19 protein-coding genes are annotated in these 24,116 nt (G+C 68.8%); 13 read left to right on the top strand and 6 right to left on the bottom strand.

All coding sequences use genetic code 11. The features are described 5' to 3' along the window. Nucleotides 1-69 precede the first annotated feature (69 nt). Together O4N75_RS01820 and dnaN are read left to right on the top strand one after the other, a co-directional pair. Nucleotides 70-1,017, top strand: coding sequence for a retroviral-like aspartic protease family protein (locus tag O4N75_RS01820; protein ID WP_269627695.1), 948 nt, complete (start codon nt 70-72; stop codon nt 1,015-1,017). A gap of 130 nt (nt 1,018-1,147) precedes the next feature. After that, entirely contained in the window at nt 1,148-2,266 is a 1,119-nt protein-coding gene (gene dnaN, locus O4N75_RS01815) for a DNA polymerase III subunit beta (RefSeq protein WP_269627694.1), read from the top strand. Nucleotides 2,267-2,277: 11 nt separating this feature from the next. Here dnaN and O4N75_RS01810 read toward each other — a convergent pair whose 3' ends face one another. After that, complete coding sequence (locus O4N75_RS01810; protein WP_269627693.1) at nt 2,278-3,867, bottom strand: TonB family protein; 1,590 nt, start codon at nt 3,865-3,867, stop codon at nt 2,278-2,280. An 83-nt stretch (nt 3,868-3,950) separates the two neighbouring features. Here O4N75_RS01810 and recF point away from each other — a divergent pair, with 83 nt between their 5' ends. The 4 genes from recF to O4N75_RS01790 all read left to right on the top strand — a co-directional run bounded on the left by recF (nt 3,951) and on the right by O4N75_RS01790 (nt 9,081). Further along, a complete protein-coding gene (gene recF, locus O4N75_RS01805) occupies nt 3,951-5,093 on the top strand; it encodes a DNA replication/repair protein RecF (protein WP_269627692.1) in 1,143 nt (380 codons plus the stop codon). Further along, the gene (gene gyrB / locus O4N75_RS01800) at nt 5,090-7,516 is read left to right on the top strand and encodes a DNA topoisomerase (ATP-hydrolyzing) subunit B (RefSeq protein ID WP_269627691.1); all 2,427 of its coding nucleotides are present in this window, start codon (nt 5,090-5,092) and stop codon (nt 7,514-7,516) included. The genes recF and gyrB overlap by 4 nt, the downstream gene beginning before the upstream one ends. Nucleotides 7,517-7,791: 275 nt before the next feature. After that, entirely contained in the window at nt 7,792-8,289 is a 498-nt protein-coding gene (locus O4N75_RS01795; RefSeq protein ID WP_269627690.1) for a hypothetical protein, read from the top strand. 93 nt (nt 8,290-8,382) lie between these two features. Beyond that, complete coding sequence (locus O4N75_RS01790) at nt 8,383-9,081, top strand: hypothetical protein (RefSeq protein WP_269627689.1); 699 nt, start codon at nt 8,383-8,385, stop codon at nt 9,079-9,081. A gap of 61 nt (nt 9,082-9,142) precedes the next feature. Here O4N75_RS01790 and O4N75_RS01785 read toward each other — a convergent pair whose 3' ends face one another. The 5 genes from O4N75_RS01785 to O4N75_RS01765 form a co-directional block, all read right to left on the bottom strand. Continuing rightward, entirely contained in the window at nt 9,143-10,312 is a 1,170-nt protein-coding gene (locus O4N75_RS01785; protein WP_269627688.1) for an MFS transporter, read from the bottom strand. Between the two features lie 78 nt (nt 10,313-10,390). Then, nucleotides 10,391-11,485: a PepSY-associated TM helix domain-containing protein gene (locus tag O4N75_RS01780; RefSeq protein WP_269627687.1), complete on the bottom strand. Its 1,095-nt coding sequence runs from the start codon at nt 11,483-11,485 to the stop codon at nt 10,391-10,393. Further along, the gene (locus O4N75_RS01775; protein ID WP_269627686.1) at nt 11,485-13,638 is read right to left on the bottom strand and encodes a TonB-dependent receptor; all 2,154 of its coding nucleotides are present in this window, start codon (nt 13,636-13,638) and stop codon (nt 11,485-11,487) included. Before O4N75_RS01775 ends, O4N75_RS01780 begins: the two co-directional genes overlap by 1 nt. Before the next feature lie 109 nt (nt 13,639-13,747). Then, nucleotides 13,748-14,185, bottom strand: coding sequence for a hypothetical protein (locus tag O4N75_RS01770; protein ID WP_269627685.1), 438 nt, complete (start codon nt 14,183-14,185; stop codon nt 13,748-13,750). Nucleotides 14,186-14,278: 93 nt separating this feature from the next. Further along, nucleotides 14,279-15,274 (bottom strand): AraC family transcriptional regulator, encoded by a 996-nt coding sequence (locus tag O4N75_RS01765; RefSeq protein ID WP_269627684.1) that lies wholly within the window; start codon nt 15,272-15,274, stop codon nt 14,279-14,281. 159 nt (nt 15,275-15,433) lie between these two features. Between O4N75_RS01765 and O4N75_RS01760 the strand changes: the two genes are divergently transcribed. The 7 genes from O4N75_RS01760 to pseI all read left to right on the top strand — a co-directional run bounded on the left by O4N75_RS01760 (nt 15,434) and on the right by pseI (nt 24,110). Then, nucleotides 15,434-17,257 (top strand): NAD(P)/FAD-dependent oxidoreductase, encoded by a 1,824-nt coding sequence (locus tag O4N75_RS01760; RefSeq protein ID WP_269627683.1) that lies wholly within the window; start codon nt 15,434-15,436, stop codon nt 17,255-17,257. A gap of 185 nt (nt 17,258-17,442) precedes the next feature. Then, nucleotides 17,443-17,940: a DUF2267 domain-containing protein gene (locus tag O4N75_RS01755; RefSeq protein ID WP_269627682.1), complete on the top strand. Its 498-nt coding sequence runs from the start codon at nt 17,443-17,445 to the stop codon at nt 17,938-17,940. A gap of 251 nt (nt 17,941-18,191) precedes the next feature. After that, nucleotides 18,192-20,423: a TonB-dependent receptor gene (locus O4N75_RS01750; RefSeq protein WP_269627681.1), complete on the top strand. Its 2,232-nt coding sequence runs from the start codon at nt 18,192-18,194 to the stop codon at nt 20,421-20,423. A 99-nt stretch (nt 20,424-20,522) separates the two neighbouring features. Then, nucleotides 20,523-21,395, top strand: coding sequence for a class I SAM-dependent methyltransferase (locus O4N75_RS01745; RefSeq protein ID WP_269627680.1), 873 nt, complete (start codon nt 20,523-20,525; stop codon nt 21,393-21,395). Between the two features lie 21 nt (nt 21,396-21,416). Then, a complete protein-coding gene (locus O4N75_RS01740) occupies nt 21,417-22,364 on the top strand; it encodes an ATP-grasp domain-containing protein (RefSeq protein ID WP_269627679.1) in 948 nt (315 codons plus the stop codon). Between the two features lie 10 nt (nt 22,365-22,374). Beyond that, the gene (locus tag O4N75_RS01735; protein WP_269627678.1) at nt 22,375-23,061 is read left to right on the top strand and encodes an HAD family hydrolase; all 687 of its coding nucleotides are present in this window, start codon (nt 22,375-22,377) and stop codon (nt 23,059-23,061) included. After that, entirely contained in the window at nt 23,058-24,110 is a 1,053-nt protein-coding gene (pseI, locus tag O4N75_RS01730) for a pseudaminic acid synthase (RefSeq protein ID WP_269627677.1), read from the top strand. Before O4N75_RS01735 ends, pseI begins: the two co-directional genes overlap by 4 nt. Nucleotides 24,111-24,116: the final 6 nt, after the last annotated feature.

Below are 24,116 nucleotides of genomic sequence, written 5' to 3'. Positions count from 1 at the left end.
AAGTCTCTAGAAAAATTGACGGTTTCTCGCGTCGGGCGTAGGCTTCGCCGGAACATCAGGGAGCAGAACGTGCTGGTCGGGTCGCAGACTCGCCGCCTTGCGCTCGGCAGGCTCGCCGCCGCCGGGGGCCTGTTGTTCGCCGCGCCGCCCGTCTTCGGGCAGGTTCCTGAGGCGCCGGCTGTAGAACCTGACGATGAACCCACCTCCATCGCCATCACCCGGCAGCTTTTCGAGCACATCACCGCCCCGGTGACGATCAACGGCCTGGGGCCCTATCGCTTCATGGTCGACACCGGCGCCAACGTCTCCTGCGTGTCGTCCGAGCTGGCCGGCAAGCTCGCCCTGCCGGCCGGACGCGAGCTGCAGGTGCACACCATCGTCGGCCGCCGCGGACGGCCCAGCGTCGTGCTCGACCGGCTCGAAATCGGGAACCGCGTGCGCAAGAAGGTCCAGGCGCCGGTGCTGCCGATGTCCTCCTTCGACATCGACGGGGTGCTCGGAATCGACTGGCTGAAGGGCCAGCGGCTGGTCATGGGATTCGCCGGCAACACCTTGGAAATCACCAAGTCGCGGCAGGAGGCCAGCGCCAAGGGCAAGGTCGTGGTGCCGGCCCGCCGCAAGTCCGGCCAGCTGACCATCGTCGATGCCGATATCAGCGGCCGGGCGATCAGCGCGATGATCGATTCCGGCTCGCAGTTCTCGCTGGGCAACGCCGCGCTCCGGCGGCTGATCACGAAGATCGACCCCACCGCCGCCCAGCGCGCCACGCATGTCGGGTTGATCTCCATCGCCGGCGAGCGGTTCAGCGGCGAGCAGCTCTACCTGCCGTTCATCCGGCTCGGCGGCCTGAACCTGGGCAACGTGCCGGTGGTGTTCTCCGACATGCCGATCTTCAAGCTCTGGGACCTGCACGAGACCCCGACGATCATGATCGGCATCGACCTGCTGACCCAGTTCGAAACCGTCTCGGTCGACTTCGGCCGTTCGGCCGTGCGCTTCGATATCGCCAACGCCTGAAGGGTTTCCCCCGTTCTGATGGTTTCGCCCCCTTTAACCCGGCCGCATTTCGGCTAATGTCCCAAGTCCCTCCAGCACAGGGGGCGGCGGCGCGGCCTGCGTCGGCGCTTGGAGAGATTCGGACCGGAACATGAAGCTTACGATTGAACGGGCGGCGCTGATGAAGGCGCTGGGTCACGTGCAGAGCGCGGTCGAGCGCCGCAACACCATCCCGATCCTGTCAAACGTCCTCCTGTCGGCGGAGCGCGACCGGCTGACCTTCTCAGCCACCGACCTCGACATGGAGATCATCGACGAGGCGCTGGCCCAGGTCGATCAGCCGGGCCAGATCACCGCCCCGGCCCACACCCTCTACGAGATCGTCCGCAAGCTGCCCGAGGGCGCCGACGTCTCGCTGTCGTTCACCGGCGAGGACCCGCGCCTGACCGTGGCCGCCGGCCGCTCGCGATTCAACCTGCCGGTGCTGCCGGCCGGCGACTTCCCGGTGATGTCGTCGGACGGCCTCTCCAGCCGCGTCGGCGTCGACGTCGGCGACCTGATCCGGCTGATCGACAAGACCCGCTTTGCGATCTCGACCGAAGAGACCCGCTACTACCTGAACGGCCTCTACCTGCACACCGTGGTGGACAATGGCGTCCAGAAGCTGCGCGCCGTGGCCACCGACGGCCACCGCCTGGCCCTGGCCGAGATGATCGCCCCCGAGGGCTCGGCCGGAACCCCCGGCGTCATCGTCCCGCGCAAGACCATCGGCGAGGCCCGCCGCCTGCTTGAAGACGCCGGCGAGAACGTCGACCTGCAGGTCAGCCCCCAGAAGATCCGCCTGGACTTCAACGGCGCGGCCTTGACCTCGAAAGTCATCGACGGCTCGTTCCCCGACTACAGCCGCGTGATCCCGCAGGGCAACGACCGTATCATGCTGGTCGACAACAAGCTGTTCGCCAAGGCGGTCGACCGCGTCGCCACCATCTCGGCCGAGAAGAGCCGCTCAGTGCGCATGGCCATCGAGCCGGGCCGGATCATCCTGACCGTCCGCAACATGGAAGCCGGCCAGGCGGTCGAGGAGCTGGAGGTCGACTACAACGGCGAGGCCTTCGAGCTGTCGTTCAACGCCCGCTACCTGCTCGACGTCACCGACCAGATCGCCGGCGAGACCGCCGAGTTCCGCTTCGGCGGCCCGAACGACCCAGCCCTGGTGATCGATCCCATCGACGCCGACGTCCAGTACGTGCTGATGCCGCTGCGGGTCTAGGACCCGCGGCGCTAGCGGCCGGCGCCTGACGCCGGCTGCCTCTCGCAGTCGCGCGAACTACAGAACTGCGCGCGAGCTCGCTTCTGCGCCACGACCGCCGCGCCGCTGAACACCGGGGTGAGCTTCTCGTAAAAATTTGAACCGCTCCACTTCCCGCCTGCTGAGCTCTCCCTGAAGGCCAGGAGTTGGCGCAGTTCGGTTTCGGTATATCTGTCCGTGTAGACGGCGGCCTCGAGCTCCATGGTGTGTCGCCGCCAGGTCTCTTGGCTGCGGCGCAGGGCGACGATGGCGTCGCGCTTGACCCCCGGCCCCAAACTGGCCTCGTCGACGGCCAGGAGATTTGTCGCATCCGCCTCGAAGCTCGGCCACGTCTGGGCGTCCAGCGCGACCAGCCGCCTGGCCACGGCCATGGCGGAGGTCTCAGGCGCCGGCAAGGGCTCCGTCACCACTCGCGTCTGGATCTCGAACAGAATCGGCACGGCGACGCTGCTTCGGTGCGCGCCATAAGCCATGACGGCCGGCGCCAACCGGTATCGAGGCGCGAGTGAAAGCGCCGCCGCGCCAAAGCCGAGGCCTGCGGGCTGCTCGATGGCCACGGCGCAATCCTCGAGCAACCCAAGAGCGCCGACCTTGCACACCAGCGTGCTCCAGCCCGAAATCCTAAGCCTTTTGGGCACGAGCGGGAACGCGGCCCAGATCTGCTCGGCGCTGGCCGCCTCCCCCATGTCCGGGTCGATGATGTCGGGCTGCCAGGTTTCGTCGGCCTGCCGCAGAGTCTTGGAGTCCGGGAACGGACTGCATGGATGGTCGAGACAAAATTCGTCCCGGGCCTGCTGAGCTGATAGGTCGCGGAGGTTCTGCGCCTCGTCCTGGCGGCTCTCGGTGAGTTCGAAGGGGCTCAGCGCAACAATCTTCTTGCCGGCCGCCGACCGGAAGAACCTGATAATCGTCTCGATCTCATCGGCTTGCAGTTCGGCCGCGTAATACGCCGGCATGTTGGTCAGGATGTGGTCCTGGTAGGCCGGAGCCGTCTCGTCGAAGGCCTTATTGGCCGCGGCCTCGGTCTCGTCATCGACATCGATGCCGGTGACGTCCTGTTGGTCCCGCCACATGCGAAATGCCGTGGAATTTCCCTTCCAGAGGAGCTCGACGAGGGTCCGCGCCTGATCCGTCGCCGCGGCCGACAGCGGCGTCGGCGCAGGCGGGATGTCTTCAAGCTTCGGCGCATTGAAGTTGATGGGAATACGAACCGATCCGCCGACCACCGGACGGCCGTCGACCATCTTAGGCGTCATACGGAACTTGGGCGCGAGCGCGACGGCGGCGGATCCGAAGCCAAGCCCCTTGGGGCTCTCCTCCTCGGCCGAGCAATCCTCGAGAGCACCATAGGTATCGACCGCGCAGACCAGGGCCGCCCGGCCCGAAATGTTGAACTCAAGGGCGATCGGCGGATAGAGCGCGGACACGTCGTCGCCGTTGGGACGTTCCAGCCAATCGGGATTAGTCACCACCGATGGTCGAGGCTTGGCCCACGCCGAAGCGTCGACCGCCGAGGCCACGAGCGCTGCAACGCCGATGCAAATCAAGTGTTTCAGGCTCATCGCAACCCCCGGCTGCAGCGTAGCTGTTTCCACACCGCGCTCAAGCCTTCGCCCCGGCTCGCGAAACCGGCTATGAGGCGGCGGTGACCACCGCCTTCGCCCGCCTGACCCTGACGGACTTCCGCTCCTACGAGCGGGCCGAGCTCGCCCTGGACGGGCGGCCGGTGTTCCTGGTCGGGCCGAACGGGGCCGGCAAGACCAATTTCCTGGAGGCGGTGAGCCTGTTTACCCCAGGCCGCGGCCTGCGCGGCGCGGTCGGCGCCGAACTCGGCCGCCGACGGCCCGGCGAGGCTCAGGGCCGCGCCTGGGCGGTCGCCGCCGTCATCGAGCAGGACGGCGAGCCGGTGCGCATCGGCACGGGGATCGAAAGCGCCGGCGCGGCGCGACGCACGGTGCGGCTGGAGGGCGAGCCGGTCCCGCCCGGCCGGCTTTCCGACCACCAGCGCCAGGTCTGGCTGACCCCGGCCCAGGACCGATTGTTCCTCGAAGGCGCCGGCGACCGCCGCCGGTTCTTCGACCGGCTGGTGTTCGCCGCCGAGCCCGGTCACGCGGCCCACGCCAGCGCCTATGAGAAATCCCAGCGCGAGCGCATGCGGCTGCTGAACGACGGCCCGGCCGACGCCGCGTGGCTGACCGCACTGGAGGCCCGGATGGCGCAGGCTGGGGCGCTGATGGCCCAGGCCCGCGCCCGCACCCTGGCGGCGTTGCAGGCCGAGATCGACAGCCGCGGCGACCGGCCGTTCCCGCAGGCCCGGCTGTCGCTGACCGGCGACTGGGAACGGATGGCCGCGGAGGGGCTCGAGGCCGAGGAGATCGAGGCGCGCCTGGCCCGCGCCCTGGCCGCCGCCCGTGAGCGCGACGCCGCCGCCGGCCGCGCCCTGACCGGCCCGCATCGCGGCGATCTGGCCGTCATCCACGCCGAAAAGGACCGTCCGGCGGCAGAGTGCTCCACCGGCGAGCAGAAAGCCCTGATTTTGAACCTGGTTTTGGGCCAGGCGGCGCGTCTTTCGCGTGCAGAATCGGCTCCAAACCCTATATTGTTGCTGGATGAAGTCGCAGCGCATCTGGACCGTCGCAGGCGGGCCGCGCTCTTCGACGAAATCGAGGCGCTCAAGCTGCAGGCGTTCCTGACCGGAACGGACGAGCATCTCTTCGAGGATTTGAAGGGCCGGGCCCAGGGCGTCCATGTGGACGGCTCGAACCTGGCGATTCTGGATACGGTATGACCGACGAAACCCAAGGCGAAACCAACGGGCAGGCCGAGTACGGCGCGGAGTCCATCAAGGTCCTGAAGGGCCTGGACGCGGTGCGCAAGCGCCCCGGCATGTACATTGGCGACACCGACGACGGCTCTGGCCTGCACCACATGGTCTACGAGGTGGTCGACAACGCCATCGACGAGACCCTGGCCGGTTACGCCAGCCGCGTCGAAGTGATCCTCAACGCCGACGGCTCGGTGACCGTCACCGACGACGGCCGCGGCATTCCCACGGACATTCACGAGGGCGAAGGCGTCTCGGCGGCCGAGGTCATCATGACCCAGCTGCACGCCGGCGGTAAGTTCGACCAGAACTCCTACAAGGTCTCCGGCGGCCTGCACGGCGTCGGCGTCTCCGTCGTCAACGCGCTGTCGGACTGGCTGCGCTTGAAGATCTATCGCGGCGGCAAGGCCCACGAGATGGAGTTCCGCCGCGGGGATGCGGTCTCGCCCCTGGTCGTCACCGGCGACGCGCCGCTGCGCGAAAACGGCGAGTTCCTGTCGGGCACCGAAGTCACCTTCATGGCCTCGTCCGAGACCTTCGCGTTCACCGAGTACGACCGCAAGACGCTGGAGCATCGCCTGCGCGAGCTCGCCTTCCTGAACTCCGGCGTGACCATCTGGCTGAAGGACAACCGCGAGGCCGAGCCGTTCGTCGAGCTGCTGCACTACGAGGGCGGCATCGAGGCGTTCGTGCGCCACCTGGACAAGGCCAAGACCCCGCTGCTGAAGACCCCGATCGTGGTCCGCGGCAAGAAGGACAATGTCGAGCTGGACCTGTCGCTCTGGTGGAACGACGGCTACCACGAGAACGTCCTCTGCTTCACGAACAACATCCCGCAGAAGGACGGCGGCACCCACCTGGCGGCCTTCCGCTCGGCCCTGACCCGCATCATCACCAGCTATGCCGAGAGCTCGGGCGCGACCAAGCGCGAGAAGGTTTCGCTGTCGGGCGAGGACGCCCGCGAAGGCCTGACCTGCGTGCTCTCGGTCAAGGTCCCGGACCCGAAGTTCTCGTCGCAGACCAAGGACAAGCTGGTCTCCTCGGAAGTGCGCCCCGCGGTCGAAAGCCTGGTGTCGGAAGGCGTCAGCACCTGGTTCGAGGAACACCCGAACGAGGCCAAGCTGATCGTCCAGAAGATCGCCGAGGCCGCCGCCGCGCGTGAAGCGGCCCGTAAGGCCCGCGAACTGACCCGCCGCAAGTCGGCGCTCGACATAACCTCGCTGCCCGGCAAGCTCGCCGACTGCTCGGAAAAGGACCCGGCCAAGTCGGAAGTCTTCCTGGTCGAGGGCGACTCCGCCGGCGGCTCGGCCAAGCAGGCGCGCAACCGCGAGAACCAGGCGATCCTGCCGCTGCGCGGCAAGATCCTGAACGTCGAGCGCGCCCGCTTCGACAAGATGCTGTCGTCCGACCAGATCGGCACGCTGATCACGGCGCTGGGCGCCGGCATCGGCCGCGACGACTTCAACATCGACAAGCTGCGCTACCACAAGATCGTCATCATGACGGACGCCGACGTCGACGGCGCCCACATCCGGACCCTGCTGCTGACCTTCTTCTACCGGCAGATGCCGGAGGTGATCGAGCGCGGCTACCTCTATATCGCCCAGCCGCCGCTCTATAAGGCGACCAAGAGCCGTCAGTCGCGCTACCTGAAGGACGACGCCGAGCTCGAAAACTACCTGATCGACGAGGGCGTCGAGGGCGCAGCGCTCGACCTGTCGACCGGCGAACGCCTGGTGGGCGCCGACCTGCTCGCCCTGGTCCAAAGCGCCCGCGGCGCCAAGGCCAACATCGAACGCCTGTCCGCCCGCGCCCCGGCCTTCGCGATTGAACAGGCCGCCATCGCGGGCCTGCTGGCCGAAGAAGGCGGCGACCTGGCCAAGGCGGCCAAGCGCATGGACCTCTACGCTGAGGAAGGCGACGGGACCTGGAACGGCGAAAAGGCCGCCAACGGCGGCTACGTGTTCTCGCGGATCAAGCGCGGCGTGTCCGAGCGCATCGTGCTCGACGACCTGCTGCTGCATGCGGCCGACGCGCGCCGCCTGTCGGAACGCGCCGCGGCCATGGTCGAGACCTTTGATGGCGTCGCGACCTTCACCCGCAAGGACAAGACCGCCACCGTCCGCGGCCCGCTGGACCTGTTCAACGCGGTGATGGAGGCCGGTCGCCGGGGCCTGTCGATCCAGCGCTACAAGGGCCTGGGCGAGATGAACCCGGACCAGCTGTGGGAGACGACGCTCGACGCCGACGCCCGCACGCTGCTGCAGGTCAAGGTGACCCACGCCGACGATGCCGACGACATGTTCACCCGCCTGATGGGCGACCTGGTCGAACCGCGCCGCGAGTTCATTCAGGACAACGCCCTAGACGCCGAAGTCGACGTCTAGGGTCGTACTCTCCTCGCTTGGAAGCCTAGCTTTGCGGCGTGGGGACCACCGCCGCCGCGCAGTTCTGCGCCATGTCTGGCGTGAGGGAGATGGCGGCCGACCGTGACCGCAGTCTCGCCGGATCCAACACGTCGTCATCCGTACGGCGCGGCCTTCGATGCGCGTCGACTGACGCCCCCGCCCCCTGCGACGGTCCGGGGGTTCTACGCGTGGGCAATGAACCTAGGAGAGTGCCTCACGCCGGGCGCGTAGCATGTTGGCTATGGGGGAAAGGCATGGAGGTCACCGTGTCCCCAGTCGATGAACACCCCTCTTTCGCCGCGGCGTCATCAGCCACGACGGGCAGGAAAAAAGCCTCCGCCGGATCATCCGAACAGGCGGTCCCGCCGCTCCTATCCATCAACGTCGATCCCGGCACGGGACGGGTGATCAGCATCGAGAGCATGGGCGCCTCCGGCGATCGCCGGGAGCTTTCCGACGAAGAGCGCACCCGCCTGTCCGAGCTGAAGCCCCAAGCGACACTGAGAGACATCGTTGAACGGGCGTTCGAGGCGGGCGTCGCCTGCGTTCTGGGCCAGCAGGCCCGGGGCGAAGAAACACCGGAGTCCGAAGAGGACGCCGAGCTGTCGCGGATGCTGTTGCGTTCGCTAATCGCTGAAAGCGCCGCCAAGCGTCTAACCCAGTTCGATGTCTTGAGCCCCGCGATCGTGGGAACGCTGATCGAGCGAGCCGCGAGCCGCGACCGGGCCTCGGACGCCGGCGCCGACCACTAGTCACTCACGTCAAGTCGGGGATGAAGCCAACCGCGCCGTCCGGACAGCGCGCCTTGCGACGCGGCCTGCAAGCAACCACACGAGGAGCACTCGATGACGTTTGACATCAATTACGAAGGCGATGGCAGAGACACCGACGACATCGCCCGCCTGCTCGCTGGCGGCAAGATACGGGGCCGCAAGCGCATGCGGCGGCTGCTGATCGCCCGTCTCATCAGCGACAAGCGTGGAGCCGAAGCCGACGACGAGGAGGAAGGCATCGACGACGATGAAGGCGGCGGGGAAGACCAGCGCCTGGCTCGCCTCCTGGTCGGCGGCGCCGTGCGCAAGCGGCGACTTCGCCGCCTGGTGCTCGCCCAGATGCTCCGCCAACGCAGCGACGAAGACGAGGGGGAGGGTATCGAGGATGAGGAAGGCGACGACGAGGATCATAACCTCGCTCGCCTGCTGGTCGGCGGGGCAGCGCGCAAGCGGCGTCTGCGTCGCCTGGTGCTCGCGCAGATGCTCCGTCAACGCGGCGACGAAGACGAGGACGAGGGTATCGAGGATGAGGGAGACAGCGATGAGGATCGGCGCCTGGCTCGAGTCCTGGTCGGGGGCGCCCGGCGCCGGCGGCGTCTGCGCCGACTGGTCTTGGCCCACGTGCTCAGCGAGCGCAGAGACGAGGACGAGGCCGAAGGCATCGAGGATGACGACGATGATCGCCAACTGGTGCGCTTCCTGGTCGGTCAAAAGGCCATACGTCACGGCCGGGCCCGGCGTATGGCCGGCGCCCGCGAACTGAGGCACTAGGCCAAACCAATGCCGGAGGGGCTCGCCCCTCCGGCTCCCATGTCTCGCGCCGAAACGGATCCTACGGCTTCGGGGCGAGGGTCGGTCGCGGCCTGGGGAACACGAAGGCCAGGGTGGCCAGCGCCAGCAGCGACATGGTCAGCGCCGCGCCGGGGATCGCCGGCACGCCGTAGGTCGCCAGCGCCAGTCCGCCCATGGCCGAGCCCAGCGCCTGGCCGACCGAGATCACCGATCCGTTGAGCGCCAAGGCGACCGGCGCGCCCTCGGTCATCGCGATCAGCCGCGACTGGATCACCGGCGTGATTGAGAACAGCGCCGTCGCGGCCACGAAGATCCCCAAGGCGACCAGGGCGGCGCTGGGCCAGCCGGCCGGCGCGACCTGGTGGGTGGCGGCGAAGTGAATGCTCATCGCCGTCGCCTGGATCGCAAAGCCGATCAGGATCCAGCTGCGTCCGAGGTCGCGGTTGGCGGCCCGCGCCCCCAGCCACAGGCCGACGATGGAGCCGAAGCCGATCATCGACTGGAAGGCGCCGACGCCCGCGCCGGTGACGCCGGCCCCCACCCGCACGATCGGGGCGATGTAGAGGTTCAGGGTCATGTTGGCCGCAAAGGCCAGGAAAGTAGTCAGGTAAAGCGGCCAGATCGCCGGCAGGTCGAGGCTGCCGCCGGCGCGCTTGGGCGGCGCCGGCACCCGCGGCAGGAACAGCAGCACCCCGGCCAGGGCGATCGCCGACAGCACGGCGGCGGTCACGAAGGTCGCGCGCCAGCCGAATAGGTCGCCGACCACGCTGCCGATCGGAATGCCGACCACGAACGCCAGGGTCATGCCGCCCGACACCATGGCCAGGGCCGATCCGCGCCGATCCGGCGGGGCCAGCGAGGCGGCCGCGACGCTGGCCGCTGGGCCCGACATGGCCCCGGCCAGGCCCGCCAGGGCCCGCAGCACCATCAGCGTCTCGAAGTTCGGGGTCAGGGCGCAGGCAATGTGCAGCACCAGGCCGAGGCTGAGGCCCGCGATCACCATCACCTTGCGGTCGACCCGCGCGAACAGCCAGGCCGCGACCGGTCCCAGCACCGCCGAGGTCAGCACGAACACCGTCTGCAGCTGTCCGGCCACGGCGGTGGTGACCCCAAGGTCCGCGGCCAGCGCTTCCAGCAGGCCGGCGAAGATGAAGGCGCCCGACCCGAACGCGAACGTCACCATGGTCAGGACAAAAATGCGCGGATTCATGGCGACCAGCTTAGCCGCGCGAACATACCGCCCGCCAGACATTTGCGAGCACGGTTCGCCCGACCGGCCGAATCCGCGTCAGGCCGCCTTGGCGACCGGCGCGCGCCGCTTGCGCTTCTGGATCTTCGGCCCAGCCCAGAAGGTCCAGACCGCCAGCGAACCGAGCAGCGCCAGGGTCAGGCCCGAGACGCTCATCACCAGTCGGTAGGGCAGGCCGCCGACCTTGGCCGCGTGGATCGGATACTCGGCGTTGGCGATTCGCAGGCCCAACGGCATCGCCTGGGCGTCGCGGCTGGCGACCAGCCGTCCGTCGGCCGGATCGAACCAGAACATGGTCCGGCCGTTAGGCAGCCATTCGCCTTGCTGGCGCAGGCGCAGCGAGATCAGCCCGCCCGGCTTGGCCGGCAGGCTGATGATCCGCAGCTCGCCATCGGGATACCGGGCCCGGGCGCTCGCCAGCAGGGCGTCGACGTCGAGGTCGGCGGCGAGCGGGCCGCCCTTTTCGCTCGGCGGCTTGACGGCGGCGGACATCGCCGCGGGCGAGGTGAACGGGGCCAGCAGCAGGTCCTCGACCGCCGGCAAGGTCATCATCACCCCGGTCAGCATCGAGACGAACAGCAGCGGCGCGGTCACGACGCCAAGGTCGCGATGCTGGCGCACCACGGCGTTGCGGCTCATGTTCGCCGGCCAGGCGCGCAGGGCGAACAGCCGCCGCGCCGGCCACCACAGGATCACCCCGGTGACCACGAAGCCGAGACCGACCAGCGCCATGATCCCGGCGGCCAGTTCGCCGGCGTCGCCGGTCAGCAGGTGGTGGTGCAGGTCGAACAACCAGACTTCCGGCCGCTCCCACTTGGACGTCCAGGAGGCGACAATCTCGCCGCTCTGGTCGGCGTAGGCGCCGCGGTTCGCGTCGCCGTAGTTCAGCCGGTGCAGGCCCATCCGCTCGCTGGCCAGGATGATCGAGCGCGGCGCGTCCGGCCCTGCGAAGATCTTCTCGGCCGCCGCGGCGATGCTTGCTGCGTCCTGCACCTGCGGATCGGCGGCGTGCGGCAGGGTGGCGCGCAGGAAGTCGTCCTTGTGCACCAGCAACGCCCCCGAGAGGCCGAGCACCGCCAGGAAGATACCCACCAGGCCTCCGGCCCACCGGTGCAGGAGCCTCAGGGTCGGCATCAGAACTTGCGCTCCAGGCCGAGCGTGAAGACCCGGCCCCGGCCGGCGAAGTAGCGCAGGTTGTCGGTCGCGTTGCTCGTGTCGGACGCATAGCTCAGATAGTACTCGTCCATCAGGTTCTGGACGCTGAAGACCACGTCGCCGAAGCCCGCCTCGTAGCGGACCGAGGCGTCGATCAGGGTGTAGCCGCCGAAACTATTGCGCGGATCGGCGCCCTCGAAACTGCGCTCTAGGTAGGACTGGCTCTGCAGCCGCGCCGACAGCGGGCCGTCCTGGTAGATCAGCGCGAAGTTGAAGCGGTCGGGCGAGATGTTGGCGCCGTCCAGGTCGATGTCGACGCTGCCGTCGCCATTGCTGTCGGCGCGGCCCTTGAGCTTGGCGTAGCCGGCGTTGACGCTCACCCCGGGCACCGGCGTTCTGGCCGAGACGTTCAGTTCCAGGCCCTCGATCTCCACCCGCTGGCGCTGCACGTCATAGACGTTGGTGGCCGGGTTCAGCACCAGCAGTTGGCCGAGCTTGGACGTCGACCAGAAGTAGGCGGCGCTGGCCTCGATCGGGCCGTACTTCCACTCCGCGCCGATCTCCTGGTTGTCGGAAACCACCGGGCTGATGTCGAGGAAGCTGTCGACGTCGACGCCGTCGCGGTTCACCCCGCGCAGGATGCGGCCGACGTCGGGCACCGTGTAGCCCTCGGCGTAGCTGGCGTAGAAGCGCAGGCCCTCGATCGGGGTCACGACGATGCCGCCGTTGACCAGGGTGGCGTCGAAGCTCGGCTCGCCGCCGCCGACCGCGCGCGAGCCATAGGTCGCCAGGGTCGTGTAGTCGCCGACCTTCAGGGTCACCGACTCGTAGCGGGCGCCGCCGGCCAGATGCACCTTGTCGCCGAACAGGGCGAGGTTGGCCTGCACGAACGGCGCGACGCTCCGGAACTCGGTCGGCGGCACCCAGACGCGATTGGTGGCGATCAGGGTCTGGGCGGTTTCGTCACGCAGGGTGTCGAGGCCCAGCGTGCCGGTCAGGCCGGGCACGAACGGCGCTTCGCGCTCATAGCTGGCGCGGGCGCCGAGCTTCTCGGATTCGTTGGAGGACTGGTCGAACAGCGTGCCGAGCGGGGCCAGGCGCACGTCCTGGAACGTGGCGCTGCGGTCGCCGCCGAAGGTGTCGCGCGAGCGGTTGTAGAACAGCTGAGCGTTGAGATCGCCGCCCCACAGATCGTCGTCGGTCAGGGCCAGCGACACTGTCTCGACGCGGTTGGCCGCGGTGCGTCCCTCGGGCGAGCCGCGCATCGAGCTGGCCGGGCGGTTCTTCGTGCGGTCGCCGGCCACGATGACATAGTCGCCGTCGCCCTTCAGTTCGAAGCGGTTGGCGATGAGGTCCAGGCGCAGGCTGTCGTCGATCTGCCAGCCGAAGCGACCGAAGATCGAGGTGCTGGTGGAATCCTGGATTTCGCCCTGGGTGTTGTCGACGCCGATGCGGGCGCCATGGCCGTCATAGAAGGCGCCGCGCGCCTCGTAGGCGAGGCCGAGCGTGGCGTCGAAGGCGCCGCTGCGCCAGGCCCCGAGGCCCGCGGTCTTCCAGCCTAGGCCGTCGCCGTGCGCCTGGGCGTCGGTGCTGGCCTGGACCAGGACCCGGCCCGACAGCCCGTCCTCTTTCGGCGGGCCGACGGTGACCTGGTTGACCACCCCGCCGGTCGCGCCGATGCCCTGGAGGGCGTTGGATCCGTAGATCAGCTCCACGTGATCGATGAAGAAGGCGTCGATGGTGAAGCCGTCGCGCGACCCGTCGCGGATCGGGGTCGACTGCGGAATGCCGTTGATGGCGTAGAGCGGCGAGCGGCCGCGCAGGGTCTCGCCGCTGCCCGACAGCTTCTGGCGCGTCGGCGAGAACGAAGGCGACAGGGACGACACCGCATCGACGATCGAGCCGCTGATCGAAACCTGCTGGGCCAGGTCCTCGGAGTCGACCACATCCACCGTCATCGGCAGGGCGCTGGCCGGCAGGGTCGTGCGCGCGGCGGTGATCACCAGTTCCGAGACCTCGGTTGCGCCCTTGGCGTCCTGCGCCTGGGCGGCGCCCGCGATCGTCAGGGCCAGCAGGCTGGCGCCCGCCGCCAAGCCTGCGCGCGCGATCCGCGCTCCACCGATAACCGTCATCAGATCCCCGAACGCACTGTGTCTGTTTGAGCCGCGCTCTATAGCGGCAAATGCGACTTACTCTCAACAGACTTCTGCGCGCCCGGTCAGGGCGAGGTGTCGCGGGGGGTCAGCCGGTGAACCAGCCGCCGACGACGCAGCTGACCTGGCCGTCGCGGACGGTGACCGTGGCGCGTTGGCCGACGCCGGGCTTGTAGAGGCTGGTGCGTCCGCCTGTCGTCACGGCCAGCGCCGCCGGGGCGCTGAACTGGCAGACCCGATAGACCTCGCCGCCGACCATGCCGCGCTTGGCCGGGGCGACGCAGCTGACGTGGCCGAACCGCCGCTCGAAGCGGATCTCACCATATTCGAAAGCCTTTGGCCCCTTGGCCCCGAACAGGGTCGGCGAGGCCTCGACGACAGGACATGCTGGGCCGGCGATGTTCCAGGCCCGGCGCATGGCCGCCTGTTCTGACCAGGTCTCGTAGATCGTGAGGGCCGGGACGGCGAGGATTACGAGCATCAGGCCGGCCAGGTTGACGACCTGCCCTATCGGCGAATCCAGCACACCCTGTCGCGACGACCATGCCATGACGACAGTTGAACCCGTAGATCGCCGACTCGGCAACCCTGAAGCGCAATGTGCTCGCGCCGCAATTCATCAGCGCAGTGGAACGCCCCTCGCCTGGCGCAGGGCGCGCGGCGAAGCCCCCCACCAGTGCGAAACCGCCCGCGAGAAGGCGCTGGTCTGCGAATAGCCGAGCAGTCGGCCGATCTGGGCGATGCTGGCCTGGGATTCCGCGAGCAGGATCAGCGCCTCCTCCATGCGATAGCTTTCGATTAGCGCCTTGAAACTGGTCCCCGCCTGCGCCAGCCGCCGCTGCAGGGTGCGCGGCGAGCAACCCACCTGGGCCGCCACCGACGGCACGTCGGCCGCGCCGGGCCCAAGCTTGCCGATCGCCGCGCGCACGTTGTGGCGTAGGCCGTCCATCCGCCGCCGGCCGGCCAGCAGGGACTCCGCATAGGCCAGGTTGAGGTCGCGCAGGGCCGGGTCGGCGCCTGGGATCGGCGTGGCCAGGGCGGCGGCGTCGAAGTCGATGGTCGCGGCGGCCGCGCCCATGCGCACCGGACAGCCGAGCAGGTCCGCAAACGGGGCGGGATCGACCTCGGCGCGCCCGACCAACTGCACCAGGACCGGGCGCGGCCGGCGCCCGGCGGCGGCGCCCACCACCGAGTCGATCTGCAGCGGGTCGATGCCGACGGCCGCCTTGCTGGGCTCGTAGGTCAGGCGCAGGCCGCCCTCCCGCGCGGTCGGCATGAACCGCCCGCTGTCGCTGAGCAGCACCTGGTAGCGGGCCATGTGGCGCAGCGATTCCTCGAAGGTCCCGCTGTGGGCCCGAACCACGCTGACCACGTTGGCGGCCTGCATGGGCAATCGCGAGCCCACCTTCAGGCCAAGCAGCGGATCGTCGCTGAGCGCACGGGCCCGCCGCCAGATGCGCCGCGCCAGGCCGACCTCGATCTGGCCTGCGTCCGGCGCCCGCCCGTCGACGACTCCGCGCAACCCCTGGGTCAGGGCGGCGCGCTCCAGTCCCTCGCGGACCAGGCCGTCGAGCACCGCATTGATCCAGACCGAGGCGATCGTCAGCGCCGACATTCGACTTCACCCGCCAGGCCGACCGGCCATCACTGGCGCGCAATATCAACATTGCGGCGTGCGCCGTCACCTCGCGATCGTCGGTTTCCACCCGCCCTCCCCTTGCCTTCCGCCAGGGGAACCCAAATTGGATAAAGCGGTATGTTTCGGGAGGCATCGATGGCGGATTCAGCGGAACTCGCGGACGCGGCGACCGCGGGACTGGGCTTCGACCCGGCGAAGCTGCGCGAGAAGTACCGGGCCGAGCGCGACAAGCGCCTGCGCGCCGACGGCAACGAGCAGTACGTCGAGGTCGCGGGCGACTTCGCCCGCTATCTGGACGACCCCTATGTCGAGCCGGGCTTCACCCGCGCCGCCCTCACCGACGAGGTCGAGGTGGTGGTGATCGGCGGCGGCTTCGGCGGCCTGCTGGCTGCGGCCCGCCTGCGCGAGGCCGGGATCAAGGACATCCGCGTCATCGAAAAGGGCGGCGACTTCGGCGGCACCTGGTACTGGAACCGCTATCCGGGCGCGGCCTGCGACGTCGAGAGCTACGTCTACCTGCCGCTGCTGGAGGAGACCGGCTACATGCCGGTCGAGAAGTACACCCGCGCGCCGGAGATCCTCGCCCACAGCCGCGCGATCGCCGAGCAGTACGACCTCTACGCCAACGCCTGCCTACAGACCGAAGTCACCGGCATGAGCTGGGACGAGGCCGCCGGCCGCTGGATCATCACCACCAATCGCGGCGACGCCATGAAGGCCCGCTTCGTGGCCATGGCCAACGGCCCGCTGCACCGTCCCAAGCTGCCCGGCATTCCCGGCGTCGACAGCTTCAAGGGCCACACCTTCCACACCAGCCGCTGGGACTACGACTACACTGGCGGCGACTCGAACGGCGGCCTGAGCGGCCTGGCCGGCAAACGGGTCGGGATCATCGGCACCGGAGCCACGGCGGTGCAGTGCGTGCCGCACCTGGGCGCGGCCGCCGGCGAACTGTTCGTCTTCCAGCGCACCCCCTCGTCGATCGACGTGCGCAACAACCGCCCCACCGATCCCGACTGGGCCGCAGGCCTGACGCCCGGCTGGCAGCAGGCGCGGATGGACAACTTCAACACCCTGGTCAGCGGCGGCTTTGCCGAGGAGGACCTGGTCAACGACGGCTGGACCGACATCATCCGCAACCTCGGCATGATCGCGCGCAACAAGAACGCCGCGGCCGGGGTCAAGGACCCCGGCGAGCTGGTGCAGCTGGCCGACTTCCAGAAGATGGAACAGATCCGCGCGCGGGTGGACTCGGTGATCGAGGACGCCGCCACCGCCGAGGCGCTGAAGCCCTACTACAACCAGTTCTGCAAGCGCCCCTGCTTCCACGACGAGTACCTCGACACCTTCAACCGGCCGAACGTCACCCTCGTCGACACGCAGGGCCGGGGCGTCGAGCGCATCACCGAAAAGGGCGTGGTGGTGAACGGGGTCGAGTACGCGCTCGACTGCCTGATCTTCGCCACCGGCTTCGAGGTGGGCACCTCGTACGCGCGGCGCGCCGGCTACGAGGTGGTCGGTCGCGGCGGCGTCACCCTGACCGGCAAGTGGGAAGACGGGGTCTCGACCCTGCACGGCATGCACAGCCGCGACTTCCCCAACTGCTTCATCATGAGCAACAGCCAGTCCGGCTTCACCGTGAACTACCCGCACATGCTCAACGAGCAGGCCAAGCACATCGGCTACATCCTGGCGACCTGCGCCGAACGCGGGATCGGGCGGGTCGAGGCTTCGCAGGCGGCCGAGGACGCCTGGGTGCAGACGATCATCGACTCGGCCCTGCAGCGCGCCAAGTTCGCTGAGGAATGCACCCCCGGCTACTACAACAACGAGGGCCGGCCCTCGACGCTCGCAGCCCGCAACGGCCCCTACGGCAAGGGACCGATCGCCTTCGTGCAACTGCTCGAGACCTGGCGCGCGGCAGGGGCGCTCGAGGGCCTGGAGACCCGCCCGCTCTAGAGCATTTTTCGCCGAAGCGGATGCCGGTTCGGCGAAAAAAAATGCTTCAAATTCAAAGAGTCTTGAGCAAGGTCCGATCCAATCAGATCGGACTTTGCTCAAGCGCCGATCACGAACACGCGCGGGCTGGAACCGGCTTCGGCGGCGGACCGTTGGCAGATCGTCCGCCATCGAAGGAGGCCCCCATGAGCGTCAACGGCCTGGACGTCTTCGACAGGACCCTGCACACGACCAACGCCTGGCTCAAGGAGCTGTCCGAGGAGCTGGACGTCGACCGCCACGCGGCGTGGAAAGTGCTCAGCGTCGTCCTGCACAAGCTGCGCGACCGCCTGCCGGTGGACCTCGCGGCCCATCTCGGCTCGCAGCTGCCGCTGCTGATCCGGGGCGTCTATTACGACCAGTACCAGCCGGCCAAGCAGCCGAACCGCTGCAGCAGCCTGGACGAGTTCATCGACGACGTCGGCGCCTGGCTGACCGACGCCCACAGCGTCGATCCGCGCCGCGCGATCGAGGCGGTCTGCCGCGTGCTGTCGCGCCACCTGGCCCCAGGCCAGGTCGAAAAGGTGCGCGCCAATCTGCCCAAGGCGCTGCGCCCGCTGTGGAGCGCGCCGGCCGACACCCCGCCACGCCGCCGCCCGGCCAAGGCGGCTCAGTCGGCCGCGGCCATGGCAAGCGGCATCTAGGCGCCGCGGCCCGATTGCGAGGCGCCGGCGCCACAGGCGGCGCATGTCGTGTCGATGACGTGCGGGTTGCGCTTTTGCGACTCTGCTAAGCCCCTTAAAACGCAGGCGAATCGCTAGAGCCCTTCCCACTCACGATGGGACATCGTGAGTGGGTAAGAAGGGCTCTAAATTCAAGCAATCGACCCTGTTCATCCCTGTTGGCTTGCTTCAAGCCAACAGGGACAGGGTCTAGGGGGACCCTGCCAATGACGATGCGTACGCGTTTCTTGAACCGAGCCGCGCACGCCGCGCTGGCCGCCGCCGGACTGGCCGCCTTCGCGCCGGTCCAGGCCCTCGCCCAGGACACCGAGCTCGGCGAAGTCGTCGTCACCGCCCAAAAGCGGTCCGAAAACCTCAACGACGTGCCGGTGTCGGTCACCGCCATCTCGGCCGAGAAGCTGGACGTGATCCAGTCCTCGGGCGGCGACATCCGAGTGTTCTCGGCCCGCATTCCGAACGTGACGCTGGAATCCAGCTACGCGCGGATCTTCCCGCGGCCCTACATCCGCGGCCTCGGCAACACGGACTTCGACTTCAACGCCTCGCAGCCGGTCTCCTTCGTCTACGACGAGGTGGTGATGGAGAACCCGGTGCTGAAGAGCTTCCCGCTGTTCGACATCGACCAGGTCGAGGCTCTGCGCGGGCCGCAGGGCACGCTGTTCGGCCGCAACACCCCGGCCGGGGTCCTGAAGTTCGACTCCGCCAAGCCGACCCAGAGCTTCGGCGGCTACGCCCAGGCCTCCTACGCCACCTTCGGCACCGCCAACGTCCAGGGCGCGGTCTCCGGCCCGATCATCGACGGCGTGCTGGCCGGACGCCTGTCGGGCATCTGGATGCACCGCGACGACTGGATCGACAACGGCTTCACCGGCAAGGACGACGTCACCGGCGGCTATGACCAGAGCGCCCTCCGCGGCCAGCTGCTGTACACCCCGACCGAGGCCTTCAGCGCCCTCTTGAACCTGCACTACACCAAGCTCGACGGCTCGCCGCAGATCTTCCGCGCCAACATCATCCAGAGGGGGAGCAACGACTTCGTCCCCGGATTCGACCGCGAGAAGATCTATCAGGACGCCGAGCCGCGCACCGGCCAGACCATGGAAGGCTCGGGCGCCAACCTGAAGCTGACCTACGACTTCGGCGACGAAGGGCCGACCCTGACCTCGATCACCGCCTACGAGCACGTGACCGCCTATTCGCGCGGCGACGTCGACGGCGGCTTCGGTGCGGTCTTCGCCCCGCCCTCAGGTCCGGGCCTGATCCCGTTCACCGCCGAGAGCGCCGACGGGGTGCCCTATCACGCCCAGTGGAGCCAGGAAGTCCGCCTGGCCGGCGACTACGCCGGGGTGAACTACACGGTCGGCGCCTTCTACTTCTTCGAAGACCTGAAGATCGACAGCATCAACTTCGACACCCTGGCCGGCGGAACCCGCAACGGCTTCGCCTACCAGCACCAGAAGACCAAGGCCTGGGCGCTGTTCGCCAACGCCGACTACAAGCTGACCGACCAACTGACGGTCGGCGGCGGCATCCGCTACTCCAACGACAAGAAGGAGTTCATCGCCCAGCAGACCCTGTCGCCGATCGGCCTGCCGCAGACCCCGATCCTAGCCGCCGATCCGGAAAGCGACGACGTCAGCTTCAACCTCAACGCCACCTATGCGGTGAACGACGACGTCAATGTCTACGCCCGTATCGCCAAGGGCTATCGCGCTCCGTCGATCCAGGGCCGGCTGCTGTTCGGCTCGACCATCTCGGTGGCCGACACCGAGACCCTGATGTCCTACGAGGCCGGGGTGAAGGCCGACCTGTTCGACCGCCGGGCCCGCGTCGACGCGTCGGTTTACTACTACAAGGTCGACGACATGCAGCTGACCGCGGTCGGCGGCGGCGCCAACTTCAACCGGCTGGTCAACGCCGAGCACGCCGAGGGTTACGGCTTCGAGTTCAACGGCGAGGCCAACCCGATCGAGCACCTGCTGCTGACCGCCGGCCTCTCGTACAGCTACACCGAGATCCAGGACCCGAACCTGGCCATCCAGCCGTGCGGCGCGCCCTGCACCGTGCTCGATCCGCCCGGCGTCCCCGGCACGGTGCTGGTCGACGGCAACAGCCTGCCCAACGCCCCGCGCTGGATCGCCAACATCACCGCGCGCTACGCCATCCCGTTCCGCGACGGCGAGTTCTACGCCTACACCGACTGGGCCTACCGCTCGAAGATCAACTTCTTCCTCTACCGCTCGGTCGAGTTCACCGACGACAAGCTGCTCGAGGGCGGCCTGCGGCTCGGCTACGCCACCGCCGACGGCAAGTGGGACGCGGCGGTGTTCGGCCGCAACATCACCGACGACGAGAGCCTGGAAGGCGGCATCGACTTCAACAACCTCACCGGCTTCGTCAACGACCCGCGCACCATCGGCGTCGAGCTGAAGACCCGGTTCTGATGGCGAGAGCGGCGAGGGGGCGACCCCTCGCCGCAGCGCGATTGACGGAGCCTTAACTACGCTCAGGGGCAGATGGGCCGACGAATTGGGAGCGCCGCCTTGAGCCTCAAACTGGTTGAACGGCCCGAGGGCTATTACGAGATCGAACCGCGCCCGACGCCGGACGAACTCGCCGCCTATTATCGCGACAAGTATTTCGGGGCGACCGACGGGCGCACGCCCTACGCTCACGGCTACACGGCCGAGGAGCTCGAGCACAAACTGCTGCAGCCGGCCGAGACCGAACGGGTCTGGAACCGCGCGCCCGGTCGCCTGCTGGAAGTCGGGGTCGGCGAAGGCTTCACCCTCGACTATTTCCTGAAGCGCGGCTGGCAGGCCAAGGGCCTCGACTTCACCGACGACGGCGTGCGCGAGTTCCATCCGCATCTGGCCGAGCACCTGATGCTGGGCGACGCCTTCGCCCTGCTCGACGAGGAGATCGCCAAGGGCGAGGTCTACGACCTGGTGATCTGCAACAACGTCCTCGAACACGTCATCGACCCGATGGGCCTGCTGCAGCGGCTGCGCGCCATCGTCGCGCCGGGCGGCCTGCTGCGCGTCGCCGTCCCGAACGACGGCTCCTGGCTGCAGGACCAGATCGTCCAGCGCGGGCTGGCCGATCCGCAGTTCTGGCTCGCCGCCCCCGACCACCTCAACTACTTCAACACCGACACCCTGCCCCGCGCCCTGGCCGTCAACGGCTGGGAAGTGGTCGAGCACCTGGGCGAGTTCCCGATCGACATCTTCCTGCTCAATCCGGACACCGGCTACATGCGCGACCGCGCCAAGGGCCGGAATTGCCACTTCACCCGCGTCGCCTTCGAGATGGGCCTGTGGCGCGAGCGGTCGCTGGACGCGGTGATCGAGTTCCGCCGCGGCTGCGCGCGGGCCGGCGTCGGCCGCAACCAGACCGCCTACGCCCGGCCGGTCTAGGCGCGGGGCCGGCTGGCGGCGATGAACGTCCTCATCCTCAGCGCCGCCGCCAAGGTCCTGCTGGTCCAGGCCTTCCAGACCGCGGCCAGTCCGCTGGGCGGGCGGGTGATCGCCGCCGACCTCGCCCGCGACAACGCCGCCCTGTTCGCCGCCGACCAAGCGCTGATCCTGCCGCGCAGCGACGATCCGGACTTCGAGGGCGCCCTGCTGGCCGCCTGCGCCCGCGAGGCGGTCGGCCTGGTCGTACCGACCCGCGACGGCGAACTGGCGCGGCTGGCGCAGCTGCGTCCGCGGCTGCAGGCCGCCGGCGTCACGGTGCTGGTTCCGACGCCGGAAGCCCTCGCCGTCTGCCGCGACAAGCGCCGCTTCGCCCAGGCCTGCGCGGACCTCGGCCTTTCCACGCCGCGCACCTATGCGCCGGGCCAGACCCCGGACGCCTTTCCGGTCTTTGTCCGTCCAGTCGACGGGGCCGGCGGCGCCGGCGCGCGCCGGATCGACGATCCCGCCGATCTTCCGGCCGATGAGACCCTGCTCGTCCAGGCCTTCGACGACGGCCCCGAGTACACGGTCGACGTGCTGATGAGCCTGGACGGCGCGCCGTTGCAGGCGCTCGCCCGCCGCCGGCTGCAGGTCCAGGGCGGCGAGGCGACCAAGTCGCGGACCGAGGACCTACCGGCCCTCGCCGATCAGGCGCTGCGGCTCTGCACGGCGCTCGGTCTGGTCGGCCACAACGTCGTCCAGGCGTTCCATGACGAGACCGGAACTCGATTCATCGAAATCAACCCACGCTTCGGCGGCGCCTCAAACCTCTCGATCCAGGCCGGCCTGGCCTCGCCCGAGCGCATCCTGCAGATGGCGCGCGGCCAGGCCGCCGAGGCCGCCCGCCCGCGGGCGCTCGCCTACGGCCTGACCATGCTGCGCTATTCCCAGGATCGCATCGTCACCGACGCCGAGCTGGCGGCCCTATGATCTCCGCCCCATGATCTCGGCCCTGCTCATCGACCTCGACGACACGCTCTACGACGAGCGGACCTACGTCCTCTCCGGCTTCAGCGCCGTGGCGCAGGAGCTGGCTCGCCGGCATCCGCGGCTCGACGCCGCCGCCCTCGCCGCCGGCATGGAGGCCGAACTCGACACCCACGGCCGCGGCAGGATCTTCGACGTGGTGCTGCAGGCGGCCGGCCTGCCCGCCAGCCCGGCGCTGATCGGCGAACTGGTCGGCGTCTACCGCGATCACCGCCCGGCCATCAGCCTGTGGCCGGGGGTCGCCGACACCCTGACGACGCTCGCCAAATCCTATCGGCTGGCCATCGTCACCGACGGCCTGGCGCTGATGCAGTCACGCAAGATCGAGGCGCTGGGCGTCGCCGACCTGGTCGACGAGGTGCTGCTCTGCTGGGAGCACGCGGCGCCCAAGCCCGACCCGGCCTGCTATCTTGAGGCCCTGCGCCGCATGGGCGCCTTTCCGGCCCAGGCGGTGGTGATCGGCGACAATCCCGGCCACGACATGGCCGCCGCCGACGCCGTCGGCTGCCGCTCGGTGCGAGTACGGACCGGCAAGTTTGCGGCCCTTGGCGACAACGGCTTCCCGGCCGACGCCGAGGCGCCGAGTTTTGTGCAGATCGCGCCCGTGCTGGCGCGGCTCGAACCTGGAGACGGCGCGTGAGCCAACCCCTCGTGACCATCGCCGGCCGCAAGATCGGTCCCGGCCATCCGCCCTATATCGTCGCCGAGATGTCGGGGAACCATAACGGCGAGATCGAGCGCGCCCTGGCCCTGATCGACGCGGCCAAGGCGGCCGGCGCCGACGCGGTCAAGCTGCAGACCTACACCGCCGACACCATCACCATCGACCATGACGGGCCCGGCTTCACGGTGCATGGCGGCCTCTGGGACGGACGGCGGCTCTACGATCTCTACCAGGAGGCCCACACCCCCTGGGACTGGCATGAACGGCTGTTCGCCCACGCCCGCGAGATCGGCATCACGATCTTCTCCTCGCCGTTCGACCCGACCGCCGTCGAGCTGCTCGAGAGCCTGGACGCCCCGGCCTACAAGATCGCCTCATTCGAGCTGGTCGATCTCCCGCTGATCGAGCTCTGCGCCCGCACCGGCAAGCCGCTGATCATGTCGACGGGCCTGGCCTCGCCCGCCGAGATCGCCGAGGCGGTCGCCGCCGCCCGCGGCGCGGGGGCCAGCGAGATCATCGTGCTTCACTGCAACAGCGGCTATCCGACCCCGCCGTCGGACATGAACCTAATGACCCTGCCGCACCTGGCCGCCCAGCACGGAGTGGTCACCGGCCTTTCAGACCACACCATGGGCGTCACTGCATCGGTGGCGGCCGTGGCGCTGGGCGCCTGCTTCATCGAAAAGCACTTCACGCTCAGCCGCGCCGAGGGCGGCGTCGATTCCGACTTCTCGCTGGAACCGGCCGAGCTCGAACGCCTGGTCGTTGAATGCCGCGACGCCTGGCTGGCGCTCGGCTCGGTCCGCTACGACGAGGCCCCGTCCGAGGCCTCCAGCCGCGACCACCGCCGCTCGCTCTACGTGGTCGCCGACGTCGCGGCCGGCGAGGTGCTGACTCCCGCGAACGTCCGCTCGATCCGCCCAGGCTTCGGCCTTGCGCCCAAGCACCTGCCGGACGTCCTCGGCCGCAAGGCCGCCCACGCCCTCAAGCGCGGCGCCCCGCTCGACTGGTCGATGGTGGAGTAGTTCGTC

Origin of the sequence: Phenylobacterium sp. NIBR 498073, from assembly GCF_027286305.1 — a bacterium.
Taxonomy (GTDB): domain Bacteria; phylum Pseudomonadota; class Alphaproteobacteria; order Caulobacterales; family Caulobacteraceae; genus Phenylobacterium.
This window is presented reverse-complemented; position numbering and strand designations above follow the sequence as displayed.

Excerpts from the sequence above, each read along its gene's own strand:
- dnaN (WP_269627694.1), top strand. The coding sequence starts at position 1,148 with ATGAAGCTTACGATTGAACGGGCGGCGCTGATGAAGGCGCTGGGTCAC.
- O4N75_RS01810 (WP_269627693.1), bottom strand. The coding sequence starts at position 3,867 with ATGAGCCTGAAACACTTGATTTGCATCGGCGTTGCAGCGCTCGTGGCC.
- gyrB (WP_269627691.1), top strand. The coding sequence starts at position 5,090 with ATGACCGACGAAACCCAAGGCGAAACCAACGGGCAGGCCGAGTACGGC.
- O4N75_RS01795 (WP_269627690.1), top strand. The coding sequence starts at position 7,792 with ATGGAGGTCACCGTGTCCCCAGTCGATGAACACCCCTCTTTCGCCGCG.
- O4N75_RS01790 (WP_269627689.1), top strand. The coding sequence starts at position 8,383 with ATGACGTTTGACATCAATTACGAAGGCGATGGCAGAGACACCGACGAC.
- O4N75_RS01785 (WP_269627688.1), bottom strand. The coding sequence starts at position 10,312 with ATGAATCCGCGCATTTTTGTCCTGACCATGGTGACGTTCGCGTTCGGG.
- O4N75_RS01780 (WP_269627687.1), bottom strand. The coding sequence starts at position 11,485 with ATGCCGACCCTGAGGCTCCTGCACCGGTGGGCCGGAGGCCTGGTGGGT.
- O4N75_RS01775 (WP_269627686.1), bottom strand. The coding sequence starts at position 13,638 with ATGACGGTTATCGGTGGAGCGCGGATCGCGCGCGCAGGCTTGGCGGCG.
- O4N75_RS01765 (WP_269627684.1), bottom strand. The coding sequence starts at position 15,274 with ATGTCGGCGCTGACGATCGCCTCGGTCTGGATCAATGCGGTGCTCGAC.
- O4N75_RS01760 (WP_269627683.1), top strand. The coding sequence starts at position 15,434 with ATGGCGGATTCAGCGGAACTCGCGGACGCGGCGACCGCGGGACTGGGC.
- O4N75_RS01755 (WP_269627682.1), top strand. The coding sequence starts at position 17,443 with ATGAGCGTCAACGGCCTGGACGTCTTCGACAGGACCCTGCACACGACC.
- O4N75_RS01750 (WP_269627681.1), top strand. The coding sequence starts at position 18,192 with ATGCGTACGCGTTTCTTGAACCGAGCCGCGCACGCCGCGCTGGCCGCC.
- O4N75_RS01740 (WP_269627679.1), top strand. The coding sequence starts at position 21,417 with ATGAACGTCCTCATCCTCAGCGCCGCCGCCAAGGTCCTGCTGGTCCAG.
- O4N75_RS01735 (WP_269627678.1), top strand. The coding sequence starts at position 22,375 with ATGATCTCGGCCCTGCTCATCGACCTCGACGACACGCTCTACGACGAG.